Here is a 25,166-nt window from a genome sequence, read left to right as displayed (position 1 = left end):
GGTGCTTCGGATCTAGGGACCGGTTGACGGCGGGTAATAGGTATCTGGGATGCTTATTTTTGGGTGCGGATCCGCCCGGGTACACCCGTTCGGGCCGTTGATGTCAGGTGGCGGGAACCGGCCAACAGTCGCCGGGGCTCAAGGGCTCAAGGGCTGAAGGGCTCAAGGGCTTGCGGGCCGCCCCGGCGGGCCGCCCGCGATGCCCAGCAGCAGAGGTCCGGTCGGCGCCTGGACGAGGTCGTCCACCGTCAGCGGGTCCAGCGCGGCGAAGAAGGCCTCCTGGGCCCGGCGCAGCGCCCCCCGCAGGACGCAGGCCCCGCGCAGCGGGCAGGGGGTGGTGCCGTCGCAGTCCACGACGTCCCCCGCGCCCTCCAGTTCGCGCACGACCCCACCCACCGAGGCGGCCCGCCCGGCGCCGGTCAGCGCGAGTCCGCCGCCGCGGCCGCGCCGCGCCTCGACCAGGCCGAGGTGCTGCAGCCGGGCGACCACTTTCGCCGTGTGCGTGTACGGGACCTCCATGGTCGCCGCCACGTCGCGCGTGGTCGGGAGCTCCGCGTCCGCGACGGCGAGGCGCATCAGGACGCGCAGCGCCAGGTCGGTGAATCGGGTCAGCCGCATGGCCCCACTCTAGAAAACTCGCATCTGTCATGCAAATTAAAGCGGCCCCTGGTGGCCCCCGAGTCGCCCCGGAACCGGGGGTTGGCCGGAACCGGTGGGATGAATGCGGCCTCGTGTGCAGGAGGTGAACTCCAAAGAGTGCCCACACCCGGACGGAGTAGTCCCACCCTTTTGTGTAATGGTCCCACCACGTTGCGTACTGGAAGGCTGCATCCCGCAGATCCATGGAGTGATCGAAAGGGATACACATGTCGGTCCAGGCAGGTTCCGAATCCGAGGCCCAGGCGCCGCAGAGGAGTCTTGCGACCTCGGCCGCGCGGAACTTGGCAACCACGACCAAGTCCGCGCCGCAGATGCAGGAGATCACCTCCCGGTGGCTCCTCAAGATGCTCCCGTGGGTGTCCGTCCAGGGCGGCACGTACCGGGTGAACCGGCGGCTGAGCTACTCGGTCGGCGACGGACGCGTGGAGTTCATCAAGACCGGGACCCAGGTCCAGGTCATCCCGGCCGAGCTCGGCGAACTCCCGCTGCTGCGCACCTACGAGGACCTGGACGTGCTCACCGAGCTCGCCCAGCGGTGCCGGCAGATCGACTTCGAGGCCGGCCAGGAGCTGACCTCCTTCGGCAGCGCCTCCGACAACGTGTTCCTGCTGGCGCACGGCCGCGTCGAGCAGATCGGCCCCGGCCCGTACGGGGACGACGCCGTGCTGCGGACCGTCGCCGACGGCGCCTACTTCGGCGAGGACTCCCTCGTCGACGAGGAGGCGATCTGGGAGTACACCGCCCGCGCCGTCACCTCCGGCACCGCGCTCGTCCTGTCCCGCCAGGACTTCCGGCTGCTCGCCGACCGCGTCGACTCCCTGCGCGCGCACGTGGAGGCCCAGCGCGCCCTGCCCGCCCAGCGCGCCAACCAGTACGGCGAGGCCGCGATCGACCTCTCGGCCGGCCACCACGGCGAGGCCGTCCTCCCCGGCACCTTCGTGGACTACGAGGCCAGGCCGCGCGAGTACGAGCTCTCCATTGCACAAACGGTCCTGCGGGTGCACACGCGCGTCGCCGACCTCTACAACCAGCCGATGAACCAGACCGAGCAGCAGTTGCGGCTCACGGTCGAGGCGCTGCGCGAGCGCCAGGAGCACGAGATGCTCAACAACCCGGAGTTCGGCCTGCTCCACAACGCCGACTACGACCAGCGCATCCAGCCGCACGACGGCGGGCCCAGCCCCGACGACCTGGACCAGCTGCTCAGCATGCGGCGCGGCTCCGACCTGTTCCTCGCCCACCCCAAGGCCATCGCCGCCTTCGGCCGCGAGTGCAACAAGCGCGGGCTGGTCCCCGAGACGGTCGACGTCGCCGGCACCCGGATGACGACCTGGCGGGGCGTGCCGATCTTCCCGTGCAACAAGATCCCGATCAGCGACGCGCGGACGACCTCCATCCTCTGCATGCGCACCGGCGAGGACGTGTCCGGTGTCATCGGCCTCCACCAGCCCGGCATCCCGGACGAGATCGAGCCGAGCATGTCGGTGCGCTTCATGGGGATCAGCGAGCAGGCGATCATCTCGTACCTGGTCACCGCGTACTTCTCCGCCGCGGTGCTGGTGCCGGACGCGCTCGGCGTCCTGGAGAACGTCGAGATCGCCCGCTGGCGCTGAGCGGCCGGCCGGGCACGACAACCGGGGAACGGGGATCGGGGACACGCCATGGGCACCACTGAGGCGATGACGACCGGGGAGGGCCACGAGGCCGCGGCCCTGCTGGAGCGGACGAGGGAGACGGTCAACCCGGAACTGCGCCGCACGGTCGAGAGCCTGCCCGGCTCGATGAAGCGCGTGGCGATGTACCACTTCGGCTGGGAGCGGGCGGACGGCACCCCCGCCGCGGGCAACGCGGGCAAGGCCATCCGGCCCGCCCTCGTGCTCGCCGCGGCCCGGGCGCTGCTGGGCGGCCGGGACGACAAGGAGGCCGAGGGCGTCGTACGGGCGGCGGTGGCCGTGGAGCTGGCGCACAACTTCACGCTGCTGCACGACGACGTCATCGACAAGGACACGAAGCGCCGGGGCAGGCCCACCGCCTGGACCGTGTTCGGGGTACCGGACGCGATCATCACCGGCGACGCCATGATGGCGCTCGCGCTGAGGCTGCTGGCGGAGGATCCGCATCCCGCCTCGGCGGCGGCCTCGGGGCGGCTCGCCGCCTGTGTCGTGGAGCTGTGCGCCGGCCAGCAGGCGGACTGCGCGTTCGAGCAGCGGCCGTACGTCTCGCTCGACGAGTGCCTGACCATGGCGACGGCCAAGACCGGGGCCCTGCTGGGCTGCGCCTGCGCGCTGGGCGCGCTCTACGCGGGCGCCGGACCGGACGAGGTCGACGCGATGGACGCCTTCGGCCGGGAGGCCGGGCTGGCCTTCCAGCTGATCGACGACCTGATCGGCATCTGGGGGGATCCGGGGCACACCGGCAAGCCCGCCGGGGCGGACCTGATCGCCCGCAAGAAGTCGCTCCCGGTCGTGGCCGCCCTCACCTCGGGCACCGCGGCCGGCGAGCAGCTGGCGGCCCTGTACGCGGGTCCCATGACCGGGGAGGACGTACGTGCGGCCGCCGAGGCGGTGGACCGGGCCGGCGGGCGCGACTGGGCGCAGGCCCATGCCGCGGACCGGATGGGCCGGGCGGTGCAGCTGCTGTCCCGGGCCGTGCCGGACCTCGGGGCGGCGGGCGGGCTGCTGGCGCTGGCGGAGTTCGTGACGCGGCGTACGCGGTGAGCGCCTAGGGGGGAGGGGCGTGCGCAAGCCTCGTTCCGGTACCGCATGGTGCCGGAACGAGGCTTTGCGCTGCTCCGGGCCAACTCTAGGATCGCTCAAGGGCGTTGATACGTGAGCGAAGGGTGTGACCAGTGGCGCTGGAGATACGTCAGGCGGACCAGTCGGACCGGGACGCGGTGGCCCGCCTCCTCGACGAGGCCTTCCGCACCGACCCGGTGAGCAGCTGGGTCTTCCCGGACCCCGAGCACCGGGCGGCGGTGCACGGCAGGTTCCTGGGCGTCTTCGTGGACGTGGCGCTGGCCGAGGGCCGGATCGACTGCGCGGCCGACGGCTCGGCCGCCGCCCTGTGGCTGCGGATCCCGGCGGGGGAGCCGGAGGGGGAGGACGAGGTCCCGGCGAGGATGCGGGCGGTCGCCGACCCCGACAACGAGCGGTGCGAGCTGGTCGGCCGGCTGACGGGCGAGGTCCACCCGACCGCCGAGGAGCACGAGTACCTGCTGATGATCGCGGTGGCCCCGGGCCGCCAGGGCGAGGGGCTCGGGACCGAGCTGATGCGGCCGGTGCTGGAGCGCTGCGACCGCGAGGGCGTGCCGGCGTACCTGGAGGCGAGCAGCGAGCGCAGCAAGGGGCTGTACGAGCGGCTCGGCTGGGAGTTCACGGGCGAGGCCGTGCGGCTGCCGGACGGTCCGCTGATGTGGCCGATGTGGCGCAAGCCGCAGGGGACGGCGACGACGGCGGCGACGGAGACGGCGTAATGGCCCTTGCGTGACCACTGCACTCGCAGTACTTTGATCGCCGTGCCATGGGGACCCGTGGCGCCGTCCAGTGAAAGAGATCCCGCTTGCGCAAGCTCACGTACTTCATCGCCACGACCGTCGACGGCTTCATCGGGGCCCCGGACGGTGACGGCGACTTCTTCTACAGCTCCCTGGACCCGGAGTTCGTCGGGTACCTGGCACAGGAGTACCCCGAGACCGTCGCCGCCCGCGGGCGTGCCCACCTCGGACTCGCCGACGCCCCGCCGAAGCACTTCGACGCGGTCCTGATGGGGCGCGGGACGTACGAGCCGGGCCTCAAGGAGGGCATGACCAGCCCCTACGGCCACTTCCCCGAGCAGTACGTGGTCTCGCGCTCGCTGACCGCCTCCCCGGACCCGCAGGTGAGGCTGATCAGCGGTGACCTCGTGGCCCGGGTGCGGGAGCTGAAGGCCCGCGACGGGCTCGGCATCTGGCTGTGCGGAGGGGCGGACCTCGCGACGCAGCTGATCGACGAGATCGACGGGTTCGTCGTGAAGACCTACCCGTTCTTCGCCGGCACCGGCATGCCGATGTCCCGCGCCGGCTTCGGCGTGCGCCCCCTCGAGCTGACCGGCTTCCGCGCCTTCGGCGGCGGCCAGACCGTGGCCTCGTACGCAGTGAAGCGCTGAAACCCGCCGAACGCGCGGAACCGGCCTACCGTGGAGGTATGGCCGGTGAACAGCACCAGACGCAGGATCGGCGCCACCCGCAGCCGCACGAGGTGGTGGCCCCGCAGGCCGGGCACGATCAGCTCGCGTGCCCGACCTGCGGTCGCTCCGTCGACACCCTCGTACGGCGGCGCAAAGCGCTCGGGATCTTCATCCCGGAGTGGGTTCCGGGTCCCTGCGGGAACCCGGACTGCCCGGAGTACGCAGCCGAGGTGGGGAAGCTGCCCGAGCTCTAGCTAGCCCTTCGTGCCCAGGCCCGATGCAGCCAGCCCGTTGACCCACAGCTGGTTCACGCGGGAGCGCTCGGCGCTGTTCGGGTACGGGTTCTGGCAGGAGGTGCCGGGGCCGCCGCCCGACATCAGCTCGGAGCAGGGGCCCGAGTAGTGGTCCGGCAGACCCAGCACGTGTCCGGTCTCGTGCGCGGTCACCCGGGTGGAGTTGTACTGCTGGTTCTGCCGGTAGTCGAGGAAGATGTAGCCCCGGCCGTGGCCGTCCGTGCTCGCGTACGAACCGCGCGAGTCGTTGCCCTCGTAGTACGAGAAGTTCCCGCCGGAGGAGACCTCCTGGAGCTTCACGTTCGAGACCGAGCTGTTCCATATCTGGGTGGAGCTGGCTATCTGGCTGCGGAAGCTGGGCGCGTTGCGCGTGTTGTAGGTGACGGTCACCGCGAGGGCGCCCGGGTTCGCGGCGCGCTGCTCGGCGACCGAGCGCTGCACGGCCTCGAAGAAGGCGCGGTTCGCGTCCTGGTTCTCCTGCGAGCGCTCGTACGCCGAGTAGGTCGCGGCGTTGCCGACGGGCGCGGGGGCGGGGGCGGCGCTGGCGGTGGGGACGGCGCCGAGGGCGGCGGCGAAGCCGAGGCCGATGGAGGCGGCCAGGACGGCCTTTCGGGACGTACGGGAGTGGCGCATGTGGGGGGCTCCTACTCATCCGGTGCGGGGGGTGGGTGGTTCGGTACCGGAGTCTGCGGGAGCGGGAGCGGCCGGCGGATGATGTCAGCCACCGATAACGCCGCCCTATCGGGAAGATTTCGGAAGGTCAACTTCCGTGAGAATGGCGGGATTCGATGGGGTATCAGTGGCTGGTGCGGTCCCCTGGGACCGGCCTACTCTCGGGTCATGGAGCTCGAGGTGAGGCACCTGCGCGCACTGTGCGCCATTGCCGACGCCGGCAGTCTGCACAAAGCCGCGCGGCAGCTCGGCGTGAGCCAGCCCTCCCTGACGACCCAGCTGCGCCGCATCGAACGCGCCCTGGACGGCGAGCTGTTCCTGCGTGAGCGCACCGGCTGCAGGCCCACCCCCTTCGGCCGCACCGTCCTCGGCCGGGCGCGTCCGCTGCTGGCCGAGATGGCCGCACTCGTCGCGGAGGCGAGGGCACTGGCCCGCGGGCCCCGGCTGAACATCGGCTCCACCGCCAGCCGCGCCATACCGGGCTGGCTGCGCCGGATCCACCGCCGGATGCCGGACACGGAGACCTCGCTGGTGGTGGACGTCTCCGCCAACGCGCTGCTGCGGATGGTGGCTTCGGGCCAGCTGGACGTGGCGTTCGTCCACGAGGTGGAGGGCTGCCCGCTGCGGGTGCCGGCCGGGCTGGAGCTGCGGACGCTGATGGAGCGGGAGCCGCAGTTCGTGTCGATGTCCCGGGACCATCCGGCGGCGCGCCTGCCGGTGGTGGAGTTACAGGACCTGGCGGCCGACCGGTGGACGGTCGACCCCTCCGTGGACGGCGAATGGGACGGCCTGCGCCGGGTGTTCGCCGGGGCCGGGCTGGACCCGCCCGTACTGCACGCCGATTACCACACCGCGACCTCGCTGATCGTCTCCGGCGAGGCGGTGGCCCCCTGCCAGCCGACGTCGGGGCCGCGCGACGACATGGCCATCCGCCCGCTGTCCGGCGACCCCCTGGCGGTCCGGCTCCTGCTGGCCACCCGCCCGGGCGCCCATGCCGAGGTCTTCGAGGACCTCCGCGCCGCCTACCGCGAAGCCGCCCTGCGCACCCCTCCGTACCGCGCCTGGCTCCACCACCACGAAAGCCCCCTCCTCGCCGCCTAGCCGCGGCAGTGAACCCCCGTCGCCGGCCGAGGCGCGGGGGTGCCGAGGGCTGCCCCCGTGCGGCGGCGGGCCCCGTCGGGGTGTATCGGGGCACGGGCTTGACTTCGACGTGCCGCGATATATCGTGTTCTCCAGAAGACGCGATATGTTGCGTGCCGTGTCCGTACGCCGAGGAGGATCAGCACCATGGCAGAGCAGAAGACGTGGTCGGTCGCCGAACCGCAGAAGCTCACCTTCGAGGAGCCGGTGACCGAGCTCCGCGTCCGTGTCGTGGGCGGCACGGTGAACGTCGTCGCCGACGACGGGCCGGCCCGGCTGGAGGTGGCCGCGGTCGACGGGCCGCCGCTGTACGTCGTGCAGGAGGGCGGCACCCTCACCGTCTCCTACGAAGACCTCCCCTGGAACGGCTCCCAGGGCTTCAAGCAGTGGATCGAGGCCAAGCCCTGGAAGGCCTGGTCCCGTTCCTCCGACGGCCGCAAGGCCTGGGAGCGCAGCGCGACCGTCACCCTGACCGTCCCCGCCGCCACCCACGTGCAGGTCGCGGCCGTCGGCGCCGCCGCCGTCGTCTCCGGCATCGCCGCCGGCACCGACGTCACCGGGGTCTCCGGCGACGTCACCCTGGTCGGCCTGGCCGGCAAGGTCAGCGCGAACACCGTCTCCGGCGGCGTCGAGGCCCAGTCCCTCACCGGCGAGCTCGGCTTCCACTCCGTATCCGGCGGCCTGACCGTCGTCGACGGCGCGGGCGGCAGCGTACGGGCCGACTCCGTCAGCGGCGACATGCTCATCGACCTCGCCCTCGACCCGGCCGCCCCGCGCCCTGTGGACATCTCCCTGAACTCCGTGTCCGGGCAGGTCGCGATCCGCCTCCCGCACCCCGCGGACGCGCGGGTGGAGGCCAACACGGCCACCGGCGGCGTCTCCAACGCCTTCGAGGACCTGCTCGTCTCCGGCCACTTCGCCGCCAAGCGCATCGCCGGCACCCTCGGCGCGGGCACCGGCACCCTGCGGGCGACCACCGTCTCGGGTTCCATCGCCCTGCTGCGCCGCCCGGCCGCCGACGCCGCGGCCGACGAAGGCTCCGCCGCCCCCCTCGTGCTCGACAAGAAGGTGCTCTGACATGCCGCCCGTCTTCGCCCACGGCCGCCTCCGCCTCTACCTGCTCAAGCTGCTGGACGAGGCCCCGCGGCACGGGTACGAGGTGATCCGCCTGCTGGAGGAGCGGTTCCAGGGCCTGTACGCGCCCTCCGCGGGCACGGTGTACCCCCGGCTGGCCAAGCTGGAGGCCGAGGGGCTGGTCACGTACGCCACCGAAGGCGGGCGCAAGGTGTACTCCATCACCGAGGCGGGCCGTGCCGAACTGGCCGACCGCGGCGGTGAACTCGCCGACCTGGAGCTGGAGATCCGGGACTCCGTCTCCGAGCTGGCCGCCGAGATCCGCGACGACGTACGGGGCGCGGCGGGCGCCCTGCGGCGCGAGATGCGGGCCGCGGCCTCCGCGTCCGCGGCTCCGGTCGAGGACGCGTCCTGGGTGGCCGCCAAGGAGGAGCTGCGCAAGGCCAGGCAGGAGTGGAAGGAACAGGCGCGCCGGGCGAAGGACGAGAGCCGCCGGGCCCGCGAGGAGGCGCAAGCGGCCCGCCGCCAGGCCAAGGAGGCGCAGGAGCGGGCGCGCGAGGAGGTCATGCGGATCGCGAGCCAGTTCCAGGAGCAGTTCGCGAAGTCCGGCGGGATGCTGGGCAATCTGGCCGGCAGCTGGCTCGGTGGCGCCACCACCACGGCCAGGCCCGGCGACGCGGGCGCCACCGGTGCCGACACCGGCGGTACCGCCACCGATGCCACCGCCGGTACCGCTGCCGCCGACCCGCACTGGGCCGAGGACCTCACCCCCACCGGCGACCCGGCCCGTGACCTGGACCGGCTGCTCGACCGCTTCCGCGACGACATCCGCGACGCGGCCCGCGACCACGGCGTCACCCAGGCCGGGCTGGCCGAGGTCCGCGCCCACCTCGCGGCGACCGCGGACCGCATCACCGGGACGCTCCGTCCCCGGCGCTAGGGGGTGTCTTGTCGATCAGGCCGGGTCAGGGAGCGGTGGTGGGCGCCGTGGATCGCAAGGCGGATGTGGGGGTCCCCCCGCCGAAGGCAGGGGGAGGAGGCGACGTGGTGTGTCGGCGAGCGAGGACAACGCGGCGAGGCGCGGTGCCCGCCGCCGCGAGCCCGGCGTGATCGGCAAGACGCCCCCTAGGGGGCGTCCGCAGAGCCGGCGGCGGGACTCGCGACCTGTCGCGAGTCAGGCCGCCGCCGGGCCCGCCTCGGCCGCCTCGTACGTGACGCCGTGGTCCGCCAGGACCTCGGCGGCCGTGCCCGGGCGCGAGAGCAGGGCCAGCAGCAGGTGCAGGGTGGCGATGTGGCGGTCGTGGCGGCCCAGCGCGATGCGCAGGGACTGCTCCAGGACCTTCTTCGTGCCCTGCGCGAAGGGGACGTGCCGGCCGGTCGGCTCCGGGCGGCCCAGCGCCGAGCGGAGCGAAGAGCCCAGGGTCCGCCGCCGCGGCGCCGCGGCGGCCAGTACGCCCTCCCCGTGGGCCTCCTCGACCCGGGAGAGGACCGCGGTCAGGTCGATGCCGAGACCCGCCAGGGCCTCCTCGTCCGCCCGTGACATCCCGCCCCGGCGGCGGGCCGCCGCGAGGTCCGCCGTGACCGCGGCGCGGTCCACGCCCAGCGGGTCCAGCGCACCGAGGTCCAGCAGGGCCAGGAGCAGGTGCTCCTCGGTCACGTTCGCGGCCCCCGCCTTCCGGGCTTCGGCCACGGCGCCCACCACGGTGTCCCTGGCGTCCTGCGTGAAGCGTTCGAACATCAGACCCTCCCGTGCTTCTTGTGTACGGCCTGCCGGCTGACGCCCAGCTCGGCCGCGATCTCCTGCCAGGACCAGCCCTGCGCGCGGGCGCTGCGCACCTGTACGGCCTCCAGCTGCTCCAGCAGCCTGCGGAGGGCTGCCACGGCACGCAGGCCCACCCGCGGATCGCGGTCGCCGGCCCGCTCGGCGAGATCGGTCGCTTCTGTCATGCCTGTCAATGTAGGTTGACGATCGGGAGGGTGTCAACCGTTGTTGACGTCCGGGCGTCGGACGGGTCCTAGACCGTCAGAACGATCTTTCCGAACAGGTCGCCGGCCTCCAGCTTCTCGAAGCCCTCCCGCGCCCGGTCCAGCGGCAGCACCTCGTCGATCACCGGCCGTACCCCGGTCGCGGCGCAGAACGCCAGCAGGTCCTCCAGCTCGTCCTTCGAGCCCATCGTCGAGCCGACCACCTTGAGCTCCAGGAAGAAGATCCGCGTCAGCTCGGCGTGCGCCGGCCGGTCCCCGCTCGTGGCGCCCGAGATGACCAGGGTGCCGCCGGGGCGCAGTGATTTGACCGAGTGCGACCAGGTGGCCGCACCGACCGTCTCGATCACCGCGTCCACCCGCTGCGGGAGCCGCGCGCCCGGCTCGTACGCCTCCACCGCGCCCAGCTCCACCGCCCGCTTGCGCTTGGCCTCGTCGCGGCTGGTGGCGAAGACCCGCAGGCCCGCCGCCTTGCCGAGGACGATCGCGGCGGTCGCGACCCCGCCGCCCGCACCCTGCACCAGTACCGAGTCGCCGGGGCGCACGCCCGCGTTGGTGAACAGCATCCGGTAGGCCGTCAGCCATGCCGTCGGCAGGCAGGCGGCCTCCTCGAAGGAGAGCTCGGCGGGCTTGCGCAGGACGTTCCAGGCGGGGACGGTCACCTGCTCGGCGAACGTGCCCTGGTACCGCTCGGTCAGGATCGAGCGCGGCTCGTCGGGGCCGACCCCGTGGCCGCTCTGGCCGATCACGGAGTGCAGGACGACCTCGTTGCCGTCCTGGTCGATGCCGGCGGCGTCACAGCCGAGGATCATCGGGAGTTTGTCCTCGCCGAGGCCGACCCCCCGCAGCGACCACAGGTCGTGGTGGTTGAGGGAGGCGGCCTTGACGTTCACGGTCACCCAGCCGGGGCGGGCCTCGGGGGCCGGGCGCTCGCCCAGCACGAGGCCGCTCAGCGGCTGGTCACGGTCGATTCGGGCGGCGTAGGCAGCGAACATGCCGCGACGCTACCGCTCGGTAGCCCGTCGGGCCAGACCTGTCGGGGCCGAGCAGGTGAGGCCTTCGTCGCACGGCCACCCGTACGGATCGGTGGTCGCCGGCGGGAACCGTTCGGGGCTTCCCGGGCGTCCTGAATGGGCCGTCCGGTAGTCGAACGGAATCTTTCGTTGCCTCCTCAACTAACCGCGCCACGTGCGGTCTTGTGCGGGCGGCGGGGGGAAGTGGAACGTCAGGATCAAGCCCCGGAGGGCGGTAACATTCACGCCATGCCGCCCGGCTCGTCATGAGCCCGCCACCTTGTGGCCGCATTCTCATTGACGAAGCGTCAGCTCCGTCGAGGCGCTGAGGCGGAGCATCCCCTCCCGGTTCGGGGGCGGGGAGGGTGTGCCCAACAAGAAGAGGGGCCCGGCCGGATGCAGATCCGGCCGGGCCCCTCTTCGTGTGCTGCGGGTCAGGCCAGGCGGGCCACGCCGTCGGCCTTGGCGGCCGCCGCGACCGCGGCCGCGACGGCCTCGGCGACGCGCGCGTCGAACGGCGACGGGATCACGTAGTCGGCGGCGAGCTCGTCACCCACGACACCGGCGATGGCGTCGGCGGCGGCGATCTTCATGCCCTCGGTGATCCGGCTGGCGCGGACCTTCAGGGCGCCCGCGAAGATGCCCGGGAACGCCAGCACGTTGTTGATCTGGTTCGGGAAGTCCGAACGGCCCGTGGCCACGACCGCCGCGTACTTGTGCGCGACGTCCGGGTGGACCTCCGGGTTCGGGTTGGCCATGGCGAAGACGAAGGCGTTCTTCGCCATCGAGGCCACCGCCTCCTCCGGCACGGTGCCGCCGGAGACGCCGATGAACACGTCCGCGCCGTTCAGGGCCGCTTCCAGGGAGCCGGTCTGGCCGGTCCTGTTCGTCAGGGCGGCGATCTCCGCCTTGACGTCCGTCAGGTCGGAGCGGTCCGCGGAGACGACGCCCTTGCGGTCGGTGACGCAGACGTCGCCGATGCCCGCGTCCACGAGGATCTTGGCGATGGCGATGCCCGCCGCGCCCGCGCCCGAGATCACGGCGCGCAGGTCGCCGAGGGTGCGCCCGGTCAGCTTCGCGGCGTTGCGCAGGGCGGCCAGGGTCACGATCGCCGTGCCGTGCTGGTCGTCGTGGAAGATCGGGATGTCCAGGGCTTCCTGAAGCCGGCGCTCGATCTCGAAGCAGCGGGGGGCGGAGATGTCCTCCAGGTTCACCCCGCCGAAGGACGGCGCCAGACGGATGACCGTCTCGACGATCTCGTCGGCGTCCTTGGTCGCGAGCGCGATCGGCACCGCGTCCACGCCGCCGAACTGCTTGAACAGAATGGCCTTGCCCTCCATCACGGGGAGGGAGGCCTCGGGACCGATGTCACCGAGTCCGAGCACGGCCGTACCGTCGGTGACGACGGCGACCACGTTCGACTTCCAGGTGTACTCGTTCACCAGCTCGGGCTGCTCCGCGATGGCGCTGCAGACCTTCGCCACACCGGGCGTGTACGCGAGGGACAGGTCGTCCTTGTTCTGGACCGGCACCGTGGCCTGGATGGCCATCTTGCCGCCCCGGTGCAGTGCGAACACCGCGTCCGGGTTGTTGTCCGTCGCGCTGTCGCTGCGAGGATTGACGATCTCCGCTGCCACTTTCTTGGCCCCTTAGGTCTTTGAATCGTTGAGGGTGACCACACCTGGTTAAGGGGTGGGCGGGCACCGCGTCCGTACTCCGCATCGACGGTTGGCCCGTCTCCGCGAAGGGGAGGTTCGTACGCGCGGGCGCGCCGCACGCGCGCCCTGAGCCCCGGATGAGGGGTGTAAGGATCCGTTGTACCCGAAGAACGCTCACCCAGACGAGTCGATTCCTGCTCGACTGTAGACCTCTTGTCCTGTTTTCGGCGAAAGGTCCAAACGACTCTGTCCAATGGACGAGACGGACCGCAAATACTCCGTCAAAAAGGCCAGGTCGCAGCGGTTCCTCCGGCCGCGAACCCCCCATTCCGCAGTCCTGTTGGGTACCACCGCCCACCCGTTATCCGATTTTGACCTGACGAACTGCCTGAATGCGTCAGTCCGAATGGCAAGATGCCGTAATCACACGAGGTCGCGACACTCGAAGGTGCGTGCACGACCCGTTCTCGGATGCTCCCCCAGCCTGCCGGAGGAACCAGCTCATGACCGCAAGCACCACTCGTCGTACGACCGCCGCCCGGTCCCGGATCGCCGCGGTCGGCGCGATCGCGGTCGCCGGCGCCCTGATCCTCACGGGTTGCGGCGACCAGACGGAGAAGGGCTCCTCCGCGACCCCCTCCGGCGGCACCTCGAAGGACAGCAGCGCCCCGCTCTTCTCGGCCCTGCCGAAGAAGATCCAGGACGCCGGCGTCATCAAGATCGGTACGGACTCCGCCTACGCCCCGATGGAATTCGTCGAGGGTGGCAAGATCGTCGGCGTCGACCCCGACATCGCCGAGGCGCTCGGCAAGCAGCTCGGCGTGAAGATGCAGTTCACCGCGGGCACCTTCGACGGCCTGATCACCTCGATCTACACCGGCCGCGAAGACGCGATCATGTCGTCGATCACCGACAACAAGAAGCGCCAGGAGGGCCTGGACGACAAGGGCCAGAAGATCGGCAAGGGGATCGACTTCGTCGACTACTTCTCCTCCGGCCTCTCGCTCCTCGTCAAGAAGGGCAACCCCGAGGGCATCAAGTCCATGGACGACCTCTGCGGCAAGACCGTGGCCGTCCAGCGCGGCACGATCTACGAGGACACCTTCAAGGCCCAGGCCGAGAAGTGCGGTGACAAGAAGCTCACCATCCAGGCCTTCGACACCGACGCCGAGGCGCAGACCCGCGTCAAGGCCGGCGGCGCCGTCGCCGACCTGAACGACTACCCGGTCGCCGCCTACACGGTGAAGACCTCCGGTGGCGGCAACGACTTCGAGGTCGCCGGCCAGCAGAGCGACGTCGGCCTCTTCGGCATCGGCGTGAGCAAGGAGAACACCCAGCTCCGCGACGCCCTCAAGCAGGCCCTCGACGCCATCATCAAGGACGGCTCCTACGCCAAGGCGCTGGAGAAGTGGAACGTGCAGGACAGCGCCGTCAAGTCCGCGACGGTCAACGCAGGTCAGTAAGTCCGGCGAAGTCCCTCGCTCCACGCTCCACTGAAGGGCAGTCATTGTGACTGACAAGATCGAAAAGGGTCCGGCCGATAACCCGCCGGCCGGACCCGGCGCCTCGGGCCTCCCGTACGAGGCCATCAAGGCCATCCCGGTGCGGCACTACGGCCGCTGGGTCAGCGGCGTCGTCGTCGTCGCGCTGCTCGTCTGGCTCGTCTACGCGTTCGCCAACGGCAACGTCATCTGGGCCACGGTTCGCGACAAGCTGTTCGACCCGGCGGTCCTGAGCGGTCTCGGCAACACCGTGATCATCAGCGTCTCCGCCATGGCGCTGGGCCTCGTGCTCGGCATCGTCTTCGCGGTGATGCGGCTCTCCAAGAACCCGGTGACCGGCGCCGTCTCCTGGCTCTACATCTGGTTCTTCCGCGGTACCCCGGTGTACGTGCAGCTGCTGGTGTGGTTCAACCTGTCGCTGATCTTCCAGTACATCAACCTCGGTCCGATCTACAAGAACGAGACCGTCGACGTCATGACCCCGTTCATGGTCGCCCTCCTGGGCCTCGGCCTGAACGAGGGCGCGTACATGGCGGAGATCGTCCGGGCCGGCATCCAGTCGGTCGACGAGGGCCAGACCGAGGCCGCCCACGCGCTCGGCATGCCGCAGACGAAGACCATGCGCCGGATCGTGCTCCCGCAGGCGATGCGCGTGATCATCCCGCCGACCGGCAACGAGTTCATCAACATGCTGAAGACCTCCTCACTGGTCTCGGCGGTGCAGTACACGGAGCTCCTGCGGGCCTCGTCGAACATCGGCAACACGGCCGGTGCCATCATGGAGATGCTGTTCGTGGCCTCCTTCTGGTACCTGGCTCTGACCAGTGTGTTCAGCGTCGGCCAGTACTACCTGGAGCGCCGCTTCGCCCGTGGTTCCACGCGGAACCTGCCGCCGACGCCGTTCCAGCGTCTGAAGGCCAACCTGAACATGTTCCGCCGTACGGAGGTCGCGCGATGACCGCTCAGCCGATGGTCAAGGCCGAGGGCGTCCACAAGTCGTACGGCGCCGCCCACATCCTGCGCGGCATCGACCTCGAGGTCGCCCCGCGCGAGGTCTTCTGCCTGGTCGGCCCGTCCGGCTCCGGCAAGTCGACCTTCCTGCGGTGCATCAACCACCTGGAGCGCATCAACTCCGGGCGGCTCTCGGTGGACGGCGAGCTGGTCGGGTACAAGCAGAAGGGCGACAAGCTCTACGAGCTGAAGGACAGCGAGGTCGCGGCCCAGCGCCGCGAGATCGGCATGGTCTTCCAGCGGTTCAACCTCTTCCCGCACATGACGGCCATGGAGAACGTCATGGAAGCCCCCGTCATGGTCAAGGGCGAGAGCAAGGCCGTGGCGCGCGAGCGCGCGGTGCGCCTCCTCGACCGCGTGGGCCTGGGCGACAAGGGCGGGAACTACCCCACCCAGCTCTCCGGCGGCCAGCAGCAGCGCGTGGCGATCGCCCGCGCGCTGGCCATGGAGCCGAAGCTGATGCTCTTCGACGAGCCCACCTCGGCGCTCGACCCGGAGCTCGTCGGCGACGTCCTCGACGTCATGCGGGACCTGGCCGAATCGGGCATGACCATGATCGTGGTGACCCACGAGATGGGCTTCGCCCGCGAGGTCGGCGACAACCTCGTCTTCATGGACGGCGGCGTCGTCGTCGAGTCCGGCCACCCCCGCGAGGTGCTCGGCAACCCGCAGCACGACCGGACGAAGGCGTTCCTGTCCAAGGTGCTGTAAGCGCGGTCGCGTGCGAACGCGCGGGAGGGGCGGTACGGGAATCCCGTACCGCCCCTCCCGCGTGCGCGGCGGACCGCGGAAAGTTCTCACTTTCCTACAAGGGCACTACTTCAGGCCCAGGACCAGTGCGTCGGACGGCGAGCGCCACACCGTCCGGGCCTCGGCGAAGCCCGCCTCGCGCAGGGTCCGCACGTGCCAGGCGTCGTCGGGGGTGTCCCCGTCGGCGTGCTCGCCGTAGATCTCGTACCGGCGCTTCGTCGGTTCGGCGAGCACCGGGTCGGCGGCCGCCAGGGCCCACCAGTCGGCCCAGTCCAGCGCGCCGGCGGCGCGGGCCCGGTCCATCGCGGCGTGCCGGTGGGCGCGCTCGGCGGCGTTGAGGCGGGGGGTCGCCGCGTCGGGCATGTGGTCGGCGTTCATGAAGACCCCGCCCTCGCGCAGCAGCGGGGCGAGCTGCCCGTACAGCACGGCGAGCCGGGGGGAGTGCAGCCAGTGCAGGGCGGTGGCCGTCAGGACGGCGTCGTACGTGTCGTACGGGAGCGCCGAGACCCAGTCGGGGTCCTTGAGGTCCGCGGTGACGAAGGTGACGCGGCTGTCGCCGTCGAAGTGGCCGCGTGCGATGGTCAACAGGGCCGGGTCGAGATCGACGCCCGTACTGGTGGCTTCCGGGAACCGCCTGAAGACGCGGTCCGTAATACTTCCCGTACCGCACGCCAGATCCAGCACCCGGGGGGTGGGTCCCACCAGTGCCTCGACCATGTCGAGCATCACCCGGAACCGCTCCTCGCGGTCGGGCATGTACCACTCCTGCTGCCGGTCCCAGCTCTCCTGCCAGGCCTGCCAGTCGGTCGTGGTCTGCGCCATCGCCCACCCTCCAGTCGTAATACCCTCGAATAAGTCTCGGCCGTTACTTCGAGACCCTAATCCGCAGCCGTAAGGACTACAAGTGGAACTGGCCCATTACTCGGACTACGCCGTGCGCCTGGTCAACACCGAGGAGCCGGCCCGCAACAAGGACTCGCTGACTTCGGTGGACGCCGTCCGGGCCCTGTTCGGTGCCAGCGCGCAGATGGCCCGCCGCGTCACCGACACCGACGTCACCCGCTTCCGCAACGTCCGCGGCCGGCTGCGCGCCGTCTTCGAAGCCGCCGACGGCGGCGACCACGGCCTCGCGGTCGACCTGCTGAACTCCCTGCTCATGGAGTTCCCGGTCAGTCCACAGGTCTCCGGCCACGAGTACCTCGACGACGAGGGCCGCCCCAACTGGCACATCCACCTCGCCGACCACCCCTCGAACGCCTCCGCCGGCTATGCCGCGATCGCGTCCTTCGGCCTGGCCTTCCACCTCACCGAGCACGGTCCCGACCGCCTCGGCCTGTGCCAGGCCGCGCCCTGCCGCAACGCCTATCTCGACACCTCCACCAACCGCTCCCGGCGCTACTGCTCCGACCGCTGCGCCACCCGGGCCAACGTGGCCGCCTACCGGGCGCGCAAACGGCTGGAAGCCGAGGCGTCCGGCCAGAGCGGCCGCAGCGCCGACACCGCCCAGGACAGCCGCGCCCTCAGCGAACTCTGATCCGCCGCGCGCGGCCGGAAGCGCAGCACCGCCGTCGCCAGCACCAGCTCCTCGGGCACCGTCCCGTAGTCGGTGCTGTCGCCGGTCTCGTTGTACGGGTTGTCCCCGAGCACCCACCAGCCGCCCGGCCGCCGCTCCACCGCCCGCTTGACCACGAGCAGGTCCTGCTGGAACGGGTGGCGCAGCACCACCACGTCACCCGGGCGCACGGCAGCCCCGTACCGGACCACCAGCCGGTCCCCGTGCAGCAGCGTCGGCACCATCGAGGGCCCCGCCACCTCCAGCACCTCGAACGCCATCCGCGAGTGCCTTCTCTCCGCCATGCGCGACCTCCTCGCCCGCTCTCGCCTCACTGCGCATGCTGCCGCAGCCTCCCGTACATTCGCTCACCGGTCCGGACGCCACCCTGGACTTTTGTCCTAAGCCCACGGGGCCGCTCGCGAAATCCCCTGTGCCACGGAGTAATCTCCCCCTTGAGAAGACGATCACGAGGAGGACAAACTCCATGCTTTCCCGCCTCTTCGCCCCCAAGGCGAAGGTCTCCGCCCACTGCGATCTTCCGTGCGGCGTGTACGACCCTGCCCAGGCCCGCATCGAGGCCGAGTCCGTCAAGGCCGTCCAGGAGAAGTACCAGGCCAACGAGGACGCCGACTTCCGCGCGCGCGCCATCACCATCAAGGAGCAGCGCGCCGAGCTCGCCAAGCACCACGTCTCGGTGCTGTGGAGCGACTACTTCAAGCCCCCGCACTTCGAGAAGTACCCGCAGCTGCACACCCTGGTCAACGACACCCTGAAGGCCCTCTCGGCCGCCAAGGCGTCGAACGACCCGGCGACGGGCCAGAAGGCCCTCGAGCTCATCGCCGAGATCGACCGCATCTTCTGGGAGACCAAGGCCTCCTGATCCGGGCCTTGCTCCTCACGGCGAAGGGGCCCGACCGTTACCGGTCGGGCCCCTTCGCCGTGCCTGAGCTGCCGCTGGACCTACTCGTCCTCGTCGTCCTCGTCGTCCAGGCGGGCCAGCCAGGTGGCCAGGCGTTCCACCGGAACCTCGAAGTCCGGGTTCAGGTCGACGAAGGTGCGCAGCTGCTCGGCGAGCCACTCGAAGGTGACCTCCTCCTCGCCGCGCCGCTTCTCCAGCTCCTCGATGCCGCGATCGGTGAAGTACAAGTCGGGCTCCGTGCCGTGATGAAGGTGTGCAGGGGACGTTTCCCGCCAGGATAATCCGCATACCCGGCGAGACCTCCCCTCTTGTGTCACCCGGCGCTAGCCTGGACGGCCTCCACACCTGAGGGGGCAGGGGATGCCGGACGGGCGCACGGGCGGCACCGCGCGCGCCTTCGAGCTCCTCGAACCCCTCGTCCAGGCGGCCACCGTGCGCGTCCACGCGCCCCCGGACGGGTATGCACCCCATGGGACCGGTCCCACCTGGGGGAGTGGCTTCTTCATCGCCCCGGGCTGGGTCCTGACGTGCGCCCACGTCGTCGGTGAAGGGGGTGCAGCGGTGCGTCTCGTGGGGCGTGAGCTCGGCATCACCTTCTCCTCCGGCGCCGACGGCGCCACCGGCACCGTCACCGGCCGCGTCGAGTGCGTCCTGCCCGAGCGGCTGGAGGAGCGCCGCCCCGCCCGCCGGGCCCTGTGGGACCTGCCCGACCTGGCGCTGGTCCGCGTCCTCGCCCCGATCACGCACGCCTGCGTACGGCTCACCGACCGCGGCAGACCCCGCCTCGACGAGGTCGCCTACTTCGGATGCACCGAGGACCTCGGCGCCCCCGAGATCACCGGCCGCACCACCCGGCTGCGCGGCACGGCCGCCGGGGGCGCCGCCCTGCGCCTCGGCGACGACGACGAGATCGAGCCCGGCATGTCCGGCGGCCCGGTCGTCGACCTGGCCCGCGGCGAGGTCGTCGGCGTGGTCAAGGCCCGCCGCAACAGCGGCGGCGGCGGACTCGCCGTCTCCGTCGTCCAGTTACGGACCCTGCCGCTGGCCGCCACCGGCCAGGTCGGGCTCTACCGCCGCGTCATGCAGGCCCACGACCTGTACCACTACGACCAGCACCTGAGCGACCTCAACAGCCGCCGCACCTGGACCGACGTCCACGACGAGCTGCCGGTGCGCGAGGACCCGTACGAGGGCCGCAGACGGCTCACCGCCGCCGAGCGCACCACCCTGTGCGGGCTGCTGGCCGAACTGCCCCCGCCGCGCTCCTCGGAGGACGTACGGGCCCTCGTCGAGGCGGCCCGCGGCGAGGAGCCCGACCCGGGCCTGCCGGCCCCGCTCAGCTGGCGCGACGGACTCGGCATGCTGCACGATCCGCCGGGCGGCGCCGGCGAGGCCGCCGCGATGCTCCGGTACGCGACCGACGTCAGCGTCGCCGACCACCGCGAGCCCCCCTCCCCGGGCGCCGACGAAGAGCTGTGGGACTGGGTGCGGGCCACCGCCGAGCGGCTGTGGCGGCCCCTGCGGCGGGAGTTGGGCGAGCGGCACGAACGGGGCCTCGCCGGGCGGGACCGGCGCCGCCGCGCCCGCGCCGACCGGCACCCGTACGGCCACACCCGGCCGTCCGGAGCCCTGCCCCAGGGGCCCTCGGTGCTGCTGGAGGCGTGGGCGCACGGCTGGGAGGACGTCTACGACTGGCGCGTCTCGGTGCTCTTCGGGCCCGCCCACCCGGGCCGGGTCACCCCGGTGGACTCGGGCGTACGGGCCACCCGGGCCGGTCTCGCCGAAGTGCTGCGGGTCCCGCTCGCCGAGGCCTTCCGGCGCTGCGACACCCACGACGCGGCGGCCCTCCTCGAAGTCGCCGTGGCGCCCGAACTGTTCGGCCTGCCCGTGGACACCTGGACGGTGGCCGGCCGCACCCCGCTGGGCGTCCAGCGCCCGGTGGTCTTCCGCTACCCGGCCGGGACCGGCGGCGCGATCCCGACCGACGACGAGGCCGACCACCGCCGGGCCGACCGCTGGACCCGCGTCCAGGCCGGCCCGCTGGCCGACGAGCGGGCCGACTGCGACCGCGGCCGCCCCAGGACCCCGGCCCCGGAATGGCTCGACGCGCTGCCGGACAACACCGTGCCCGTGCACTGCCGGGCCGCCGAAGCGGAGCCCACCCGCGGCTCCCTGTACGGGGTCCGCGACGCCGGCTACGGAGTCGCCGTCACCCGGCGGCCCCCGGACGACCCGGCGGCCGACTGCGCGCCGTTCCACCGCGGGCTGCGCGAGGAGCTGACGGAGGCGGCGCGGGGAGCGCCGCTGCCGGTCCGGCTCCAGGCACTGCGGGCACGCGCACACGGGGCGGACCCCGACGCGTACTGGGCGGACGGGATGGCCCTCGTATGGGAGGACCCGGCCCGCGCGCTGCCCGAAGACGAGCCGCTGCAGGGCGACCTGTGACGGGCGGGAGGGGGAGGGAGCAGGCGTGAACGAGGAATGGCTCATCTACCGGGGGGTCGGCGAACCCCACGACGGGATCGAGGCCCTGCCCGATCCGCCGCCGTGGCGGGATTTCGACGGCGGCCCCGTCGGCGAGCCCGGCGGACCGGCGGACACGGCCGACGGGAACGTCGCACGCCGCCTCGGCGCGCACCGGCAGGCCGCCGAACTGCACCGGCCCGAACCGGAGGAGCTGGAGGCCATCAACGCGGCCCTGTACCTGCGGCGGCCGCTGCTGGTGACCGGCTACCCGGGGACCGGGAAGTCCACCCTCGCGCACGCCGTGGCCCACGAGCTGAAACTCGGCCGGGTGCTGCGCTGGCCCGTGGTCTCGCGGACCGTGCTCCAGGAGGGCCTGTACCGCTACGACGCCCTCGCCCGGCTCCAGGACGTGCAGATCGCCGCGAGCGGAGCCCTGCCGGGCGGCGCGCCGGGCGCGGGCCCCGCCCCGGCCCCCGCCGCGCCGCCCGCCACGCCCCCCGGCATCGGCAAGTACATCCGCCTCGGCCCCCTCGGAACGGCCCTGCTGCCCACCGAACGGCCCCGGGTCCTGCTCATCGACGAGCTCGACAAGAGCGACATCGACCTGCCCAACGACCTCCTGAACGTCCTGGAGGAGGGCGAGTTCGCCCTCCCCGAGCTCGAACGCGTCGCCGACACCGAGCCCGAGGTGCAGGTGCTCACCGACGACGGGGCGAAGGTCGCCGTCCGGGGCGGCCGCGTGCGCTGCCGGGCCTTCCCCTTCATCATCCTGACCAGCAACGGCGAACGGGACTTCCCCGCCGCCCTGCTGCGCCGCTGCATCCAGCTCAAGCTCGGCCAGCCCGGCGAGAAGCGGCTCGCCACCATGGTCCGCGCGCACCTCGGCGAGGATGCCGCCCGGCTCGGGGCCGACCTGATCCGGGAGTTCCTCAGCCGCTCCCAGTCCGAACTCGTCGCCGCCGACCAGCTGCTGAACGCCATCTACCTCACCCACTACGCCGCCCCGCCGACCCGGGAGGACCTCGCCGACCTGCTCATCCAGCGCCTCGACCGCCCGAGGTGAGGGCCCGTGCATCCCGAGTGGCCGGCCCTTCCCCCCGCCGCGGGCCCGTGCGCGGACCAGGCGCCCGTCCCCGCCGCCCTGCGCGACCTCGCCGGGCTCCTGCGCTCCGCCGGGCTCGACCCCACCGCCGAGGAGCTCGCCGACGCGCTGTGGCTGGCCGGGCGGATCGGTCCGACCCGCCCCGCCGCCCCCGGCCGGGACCGCACGGCCCCGCCCCGGCGGACGCGCCCCGCGGGCGCGGCGACGCCGGCCGCGGAGGAGCCCGCGGTGCCCGAGCCCGAGCCGGAGGACCCCGTACGGCTCTACGCCTCCCGGATGCCGGGGGCCGCCGAGGAGGAGGTGGCGGAGCTCCCGGCCGGCGCCGCGGTGCCCGTACGGGTCCCCGGCGCGGCCGCGCTGCCCCGGATCCTGGAGATCCAGCGGGCCCTGCGCGCCCTCCAGCGGCACCGCCCGCCCGGCCCGCCCACCCGGCTGGTGCTCGACGAGCCGGCCACCGCCGAGGCCAGCGCCCGGGCGCTCGGGCTGGTCATCCCCGTACTGCGGCCGGAGAGCCGGCGCGAGGCGACCGTACGGCTGGTCATGGACGCCTCCCCGTCGATGGCCGTCTGGCACGACATGTTCGAGGAACTGCGGTCCGTCTGCGAGCGGCTCGGCGCCTTCCGCGACGTACAGGTGCACTACCTGCACCGGCTCGGCGACGGCCGGGCCGCCGTCGGGCGCGGGCTCGGCCCCGGAACCCGGCTGCGCTCCGGGGACCAGCTGCGCGACCCCACCGGGCGGGCGCTGACCATGGTCGTCTCCGACTGCGCCGGCCCGCTCTGGCGCGAGGGCGAGGCCCAGCGGATGCTGCACCGCTGGGCCGAGTGCACCCCCTGCGTGGTCGTGCAGCCGCTGCCGCAGCGGCTGTGGAGCCGCAGCTGGCTGCCGACCGAGCGGGGCGCCCTGACCCGCGCCGAGGGCGGCTCCGGGCAGCTGCGGTTCCGGCCCGACCGGCCGGTCCGCCACGGGCGCCACACCGGCGGGCTGATCGTCCCCGTCCTGCCGCCCAGCGCCATCGCGCTCGGCTCCTGGGCGCGCCTGGTCGCGGGGCTCGGCACCGGGCCCGTCCCCGCCGAGGTGGGCCGTGTGCTCGCCGACCACCCCGCCGCGCCCCTGCCGCCGCCGCGCGCCGTCCGCCCGCCGCGCGAGCTGGTGCGCCGCTTCCGCGCCTCCGCCTCGCCCCGCGCCGTCCAGCTCGCCGTGTACCTGTCGGCGGCGCCGCTGACCCTGCCCGTGATGGCCCTCGTACAGCGCACGATGCTGCCCGACTCGGAGCCCTCGGACCTGGCCGAGGTGCTGCTCAGCGGGCTGCTGCGGCGCGGCCGGGCCGCCGGGCAGTGGTACGAGTTCGTGCCCGGCGTCCAGGACGTGCTGCTCGGGCCGCTCGGCCGGGACGAGGCGGCGCTCGTGCTCAAGCACTGCTCCGAGTACGTGCTCGCGCACTTCGGGCGGGGCGTGCGGAACTTCCCCGCCCTGGCCGTCTCCCAGCTCACCGGCGCCCCGGTGGCCGAGGAGGGCGGCGAGGAGCGGGTCCCCGCCGGGCGGCTCCCACAGGCCTTCGCCGAGGTCTCGGCCCGCGTCGTACGGCGCTACCTGCCCGGGCCGCCCGCCGGGGAACCGGGCGTCCCCGAGCCCGTCGCACCCCCGCCCGGGCGGGCCTGGGCGGTGCGCACGGCCCGCGACCGGCTCGCCGCGCAGGACCGCCAAGGGGGCGACGCCGGCCCGCGCGGGCTGTACGAGGCCGTCGCCGTGCTGCGCCGTGCGATCGCCGCACCGGCCGGGCCCGAGGACGCGCCCGGCGAGGCGGAGTGCGAGCTGGCCACCGTCCTGCTGCGGCTGTGGGCCGGACAGCGCGACCCCGAACTGCTCGCCGAGGCCGAGCGGTCGGTGACCGGCCTCGGCACCCCGCCGGCCCGGGCCGTACTCGGCCGGATCCTGTACGAGCGGGCCCTGGCGGCCGAACCGGACCCCGAGCTGCTGGCCGCGGCGGAACGGGAGTTCGCGGCCGTCGGAGGCGACCCCGACCCGGAGCTGGACCCGCTGCTGCGCCTGGACTGCGTGGTCCGGCGGGCACAGACCCTGGTCCGCCTCGGCGAGCTCCGCGAGGACACCGGCGCACTGCGCGAAGCGCGCTCCGCACTGGAGGCGGTGACCGGAGCCCCCGCCTCCGACCCGGCGGTGCGGCCCGCCCTCGGCCGGGTCCTGCTCGCCCTGCTGCCCCGCACCCCCGACCCGGCGGAGCGCACGGCGCTGGCCGTCCAGGCCGCCGAGCACCTGGCGGCCGGGCTGGCCGCGGAGCTCGCCGCCCCCCGGCAGGCCGCCGAGCCCGCCGGAGCGGCGGCCGCCCGCGTACGGGTGGACCTGGCCACGGCCCTGCGCCACCTGCCGGGGCGGCTGGAGGAGGCGGCCGGACAGCTGGACCTCGCCCTGGCCGAGACCACCGGCGACCCGGAGCTGCGGCTGGCCGCCCTGGTGTGCCTGGCGCGGGTGCACCGGGCCCGGTACGCGCGGGACGCGGATCCGATGGCCCTGGAGGACGCGGCCGAGGCGTACGGCAGGGCCCGCCGGCTGATCCCGCGCGACGCGGAGGCCTACGCGGAGCTGCTGCCCGAGTGGGGCGACGCACTGCTGGACCGGGCGCGGGCCGCCGACGGCCGGCGGTTCACCTCGACGGCCGTACGGGTGCTGCGCGACAGCCGGGCGGCGGTCCCGCAGTCCGACCCGCGCTCCGCGCAGCGGCTGGTGCGGCTCGCGGAGGGGCTGCGGCTGCGGCACGCGTACGAGGGGGACGTGGTCGACCTGAGGGAGGCGGAGTACCTGCTGGAACTGGCCGTCCGGCAGAGCCGCGGCCCGCTGGAGCAGGCCCGCGCCTGGCGCGAGCACGGGGACGTCCAGCAGGAGATCCACGCGCACACCCGGGCGCTGGACCGCCTCGACCGGGCGGCGGACTCCTACCGGCGGGCCTGGCGCTCCGCGCTCGCCGCCGACCGCGAGGAGCGGCGGGACGTGGCGGTGGAACTGGGGGCGCGGGTGCAGGAGTTGCGCGGGGAGGTGCTGGAGCGCCTGGCCCGGCCCCGGGCGGCGCTGGACGCGTACCGCTCCGCGCTGGAGCTGTGGACCCGGCTGGGTCCGGCGGCCGCGGAGCGCCGGGAGGCGCTGGGATCGCGGGTCCGCACCCTGGAGGCGGGGCTGTAACCCCGGCAA

The 25,166-nt window shown here is 72.9% G+C and carries 25 protein-coding genes; 16 read left to right on the top strand and 9 right to left on the bottom strand.

Annotation, left to right across the window (positions count from 1 at the left end):
- Window positions 1-162: 162 nt before the first annotated feature.
- Window positions 163-618 (bottom strand): Rrf2 family transcriptional regulator, encoded by a 456-nt coding sequence (locus ACFY1T_RS00785; RefSeq protein WP_390786428.1) that lies wholly within the window; start codon window positions 616-618, stop codon window positions 163-165.
- A gap of 248 nt (window positions 619-866) precedes the next feature.
- Between ACFY1T_RS00785 and ACFY1T_RS00780 the strand changes: the two genes are divergently transcribed.
- From ACFY1T_RS00780 to ACFY1T_RS00760, 5 genes are all read left to right on the top strand, one after another.
- Window positions 867-2,273: a family 2B encapsulin nanocompartment shell protein gene (locus ACFY1T_RS00780; protein WP_390786427.1), complete on the top strand. Its 1,407-nt coding sequence runs from the start codon at window positions 867-869 to the stop codon at window positions 2,271-2,273.
- Between the two features lie 48 nt (window positions 2,274-2,321).
- Window positions 2,322-3,377 carry a family 2 encapsulin nanocompartment cargo protein polyprenyl transferase gene (locus ACFY1T_RS00775; RefSeq protein WP_390786426.1) on the top strand — a complete coding sequence of 352 codons (1,056 nt, stop codon included), beginning with the start codon at window positions 2,322-2,324 and terminating at the stop codon, window positions 3,375-3,377.
- Window positions 3,378-3,508: 131 nt separating this feature from the next.
- The gene (locus ACFY1T_RS00770; protein ID WP_390786425.1) at window positions 3,509-4,132 is read left to right on the top strand and encodes a GNAT family N-acetyltransferase; all 624 of its coding nucleotides are present in this window, start codon (window positions 3,509-3,511) and stop codon (window positions 4,130-4,132) included.
- Between the two features lie 86 nt (window positions 4,133-4,218).
- A complete protein-coding gene (locus ACFY1T_RS00765) occupies window positions 4,219-4,803 on the top strand; it encodes a dihydrofolate reductase family protein (protein ID WP_390786424.1) in 585 nt (194 codons plus the stop codon).
- Between the two features lie 38 nt (window positions 4,804-4,841).
- Window positions 4,842-5,078 carry a hypothetical protein gene (locus ACFY1T_RS00760; protein ID WP_390786423.1) on the top strand — a complete coding sequence of 79 codons (237 nt, stop codon included), beginning with the start codon at window positions 4,842-4,844 and terminating at the stop codon, window positions 5,076-5,078.
- On the opposite strand, the gene snpA is transcribed toward ACFY1T_RS00760, so the two are convergent.
- Window positions 5,079-5,750 (bottom strand): snapalysin, encoded by a 672-nt coding sequence (snpA, locus tag ACFY1T_RS00755; protein ID WP_390786422.1) that lies wholly within the window; start codon window positions 5,748-5,750, stop codon window positions 5,079-5,081.
- A gap of 207 nt (window positions 5,751-5,957) precedes the next feature.
- Here snpA and ACFY1T_RS00750 point away from each other — a divergent pair, with 207 nt between their 5' ends.
- The 3 genes from ACFY1T_RS00750 to ACFY1T_RS00740 all read left to right on the top strand — a co-directional run bounded on the left by ACFY1T_RS00750 (window position 5,958) and on the right by ACFY1T_RS00740 (window position 8,943).
- Window positions 5,958-6,890, top strand: coding sequence for a LysR substrate-binding domain-containing protein (locus ACFY1T_RS00750; protein WP_390786421.1), 933 nt, complete (start codon window positions 5,958-5,960; stop codon window positions 6,888-6,890).
- A gap of 186 nt (window positions 6,891-7,076) precedes the next feature.
- Window positions 7,077-8,006, top strand: a complete 930-nt coding sequence (locus ACFY1T_RS00745) for a DUF4097 domain-containing protein (RefSeq protein ID WP_390786420.1) — start codon at window positions 7,077-7,079, stop codon at window positions 8,004-8,006.
- Between the two features lies 1 nt (window position 8,007).
- The gene (locus ACFY1T_RS00740) at window positions 8,008-8,943 is read left to right on the top strand and encodes a helix-turn-helix transcriptional regulator (RefSeq protein ID WP_390786419.1); all 936 of its coding nucleotides are present in this window, start codon (window positions 8,008-8,010) and stop codon (window positions 8,941-8,943) included.
- A gap of 234 nt (window positions 8,944-9,177) precedes the next feature.
- Here the strand turns inward: ACFY1T_RS00740 and ACFY1T_RS00735 are convergent, their stop codons facing one another.
- The 4 genes from ACFY1T_RS00735 to ACFY1T_RS00720 all read right to left on the bottom strand — a co-directional run bounded on the left by ACFY1T_RS00735 (window position 9,178) and on the right by ACFY1T_RS00720 (window position 12,636).
- Complete coding sequence (locus ACFY1T_RS00735; protein ID WP_390786418.1) at window positions 9,178-9,741, bottom strand: Clp protease N-terminal domain-containing protein; 564 nt, start codon at window positions 9,739-9,741, stop codon at window positions 9,178-9,180.
- Window positions 9,741-9,950 carry a helix-turn-helix domain-containing protein gene (locus ACFY1T_RS00730; RefSeq protein ID WP_008741547.1) on the bottom strand — a complete coding sequence of 70 codons (210 nt, stop codon included), beginning with the start codon at window positions 9,948-9,950 and terminating at the stop codon, window positions 9,741-9,743. The genes ACFY1T_RS00735 and ACFY1T_RS00730 overlap by 1 nt, the downstream gene beginning before the upstream one ends.
- Before the next feature lie 68 nt (window positions 9,951-10,018).
- Window positions 10,019-10,981 carry a zinc-binding dehydrogenase gene (locus ACFY1T_RS00725; RefSeq protein ID WP_053691791.1) on the bottom strand — a complete coding sequence of 321 codons (963 nt, stop codon included), beginning with the start codon at window positions 10,979-10,981 and terminating at the stop codon, window positions 10,019-10,021.
- A gap of 452 nt (window positions 10,982-11,433) precedes the next feature.
- Window positions 11,434-12,636, bottom strand: a complete 1,203-nt coding sequence (locus tag ACFY1T_RS00720) for an NADP-dependent malic enzyme (protein ID WP_390786417.1) — start codon at window positions 12,634-12,636, stop codon at window positions 11,434-11,436.
- A gap of 524 nt (window positions 12,637-13,160) precedes the next feature.
- Here ACFY1T_RS00720 and ACFY1T_RS00715 point away from each other — a divergent pair.
- From ACFY1T_RS00715 to ACFY1T_RS00705, 3 genes are read left to right on the top strand one after another with little or no spacing between them, the layout of a single operon-like run.
- A complete protein-coding gene (locus ACFY1T_RS00715; protein ID WP_030859294.1) occupies window positions 13,161-14,120 on the top strand; it encodes an ABC transporter substrate-binding protein in 960 nt (319 codons plus the stop codon).
- A gap of 46 nt (window positions 14,121-14,166) precedes the next feature.
- Window positions 14,167-15,117 carry an amino acid ABC transporter permease gene (locus tag ACFY1T_RS00710; RefSeq protein ID WP_390786416.1) on the top strand — a complete coding sequence of 317 codons (951 nt, stop codon included), beginning with the start codon at window positions 14,167-14,169 and terminating at the stop codon, window positions 15,115-15,117.
- On the top strand, window positions 15,114-15,881 hold the full coding sequence (locus ACFY1T_RS00705) for an amino acid ABC transporter ATP-binding protein (protein ID WP_390786415.1): 768 nt from the start codon (window positions 15,114-15,116) through the stop codon (window positions 15,879-15,881). Before ACFY1T_RS00710 ends, ACFY1T_RS00705 begins: the two co-directional genes overlap by 4 nt.
- A 105-nt stretch (window positions 15,882-15,986) precedes the next feature.
- On the opposite strand, the gene ACFY1T_RS00700 is transcribed toward ACFY1T_RS00705, so the two are convergent.
- A complete protein-coding gene (locus ACFY1T_RS00700; protein ID WP_390786414.1) occupies window positions 15,987-16,742 on the bottom strand; it encodes a class I SAM-dependent methyltransferase in 756 nt (251 codons plus the stop codon).
- An 82-nt stretch (window positions 16,743-16,824) separates the two neighbouring features.
- Between ACFY1T_RS00700 and ACFY1T_RS00695 the strand changes: the two genes are divergently transcribed.
- Window positions 16,825-17,454, top strand: a complete 630-nt coding sequence (locus tag ACFY1T_RS00695) for a CGNR zinc finger domain-containing protein (protein WP_390786413.1) — start codon at window positions 16,825-16,827, stop codon at window positions 17,452-17,454.
- Here the strand turns inward: ACFY1T_RS00695 and sodX are convergent.
- Window positions 17,358-17,777, bottom strand: coding sequence for a nickel-type superoxide dismutase maturation protease (gene sodX, locus ACFY1T_RS00690; protein WP_078860131.1), 420 nt, complete (start codon window positions 17,775-17,777; stop codon window positions 17,358-17,360). The two genes, ACFY1T_RS00695 and sodX, sit on opposite strands and share 97 nt — an antisense overlap.
- A 182-nt stretch (window positions 17,778-17,959) precedes the next feature.
- Here sodX and sodN point away from each other — a divergent pair, with 182 nt between their 5' ends.
- Window positions 17,960-18,355: a superoxide dismutase, Ni gene (gene sodN, locus ACFY1T_RS00685; RefSeq protein ID WP_390786412.1), complete on the top strand. Its 396-nt coding sequence runs from the start codon at window positions 17,960-17,962 to the stop codon at window positions 18,353-18,355.
- Between the two features lie 80 nt (window positions 18,356-18,435).
- Here the strand turns inward: sodN and ACFY1T_RS00680 are convergent, their stop codons facing one another.
- Window positions 18,436-18,621, bottom strand: coding sequence for a DUF6104 family protein (locus ACFY1T_RS00680; protein ID WP_010061466.1), 186 nt, complete (start codon window positions 18,619-18,621; stop codon window positions 18,436-18,438).
- 133 nt (window positions 18,622-18,754) lie between these two features.
- On the opposite strand from ACFY1T_RS00680, the gene ACFY1T_RS00675 reads away from it, so the two are divergent.
- Genes ACFY1T_RS00675 through ACFY1T_RS00665 form a run of 3 tightly spaced genes read left to right on the top strand, consistent with a single transcriptional unit; the run spans window position 18,755 to window position 25,157 of the window.
- The gene (locus ACFY1T_RS00675; protein ID WP_390786411.1) at window positions 18,755-20,839 is read left to right on the top strand and encodes a trypsin-like peptidase domain-containing protein; all 2,085 of its coding nucleotides are present in this window, start codon (window positions 18,755-18,757) and stop codon (window positions 20,837-20,839) included.
- A 25-nt stretch (window positions 20,840-20,864) separates the two neighbouring features.
- Window positions 20,865-21,923 carry an AAA family ATPase gene (locus ACFY1T_RS00670; protein ID WP_390786410.1) on the top strand — a complete coding sequence of 353 codons (1,059 nt, stop codon included), beginning with the start codon at window positions 20,865-20,867 and terminating at the stop codon, window positions 21,921-21,923.
- Window positions 21,924-21,929: 6 nt separating this feature from the next.
- Complete coding sequence (locus tag ACFY1T_RS00665) at window positions 21,930-25,157, top strand: SAV_2336 N-terminal domain-related protein (RefSeq protein ID WP_390786409.1); 3,228 nt, start codon at window positions 21,930-21,932, stop codon at window positions 25,155-25,157.
- Window positions 25,158-25,166: the final 9 nt, after the last annotated feature.

The organism is Streptomyces sp. NPDC001194, from assembly GCF_042896985.1.
Lineage (GTDB): Bacteria > Actinomycetota > Actinomycetes > Streptomycetales > Streptomycetaceae > Streptomyces.
The sequence above is the reverse complement of the archived record's forward strand: the minus strand, read 5'-3'. Positions and strand labels throughout refer to the sequence as shown.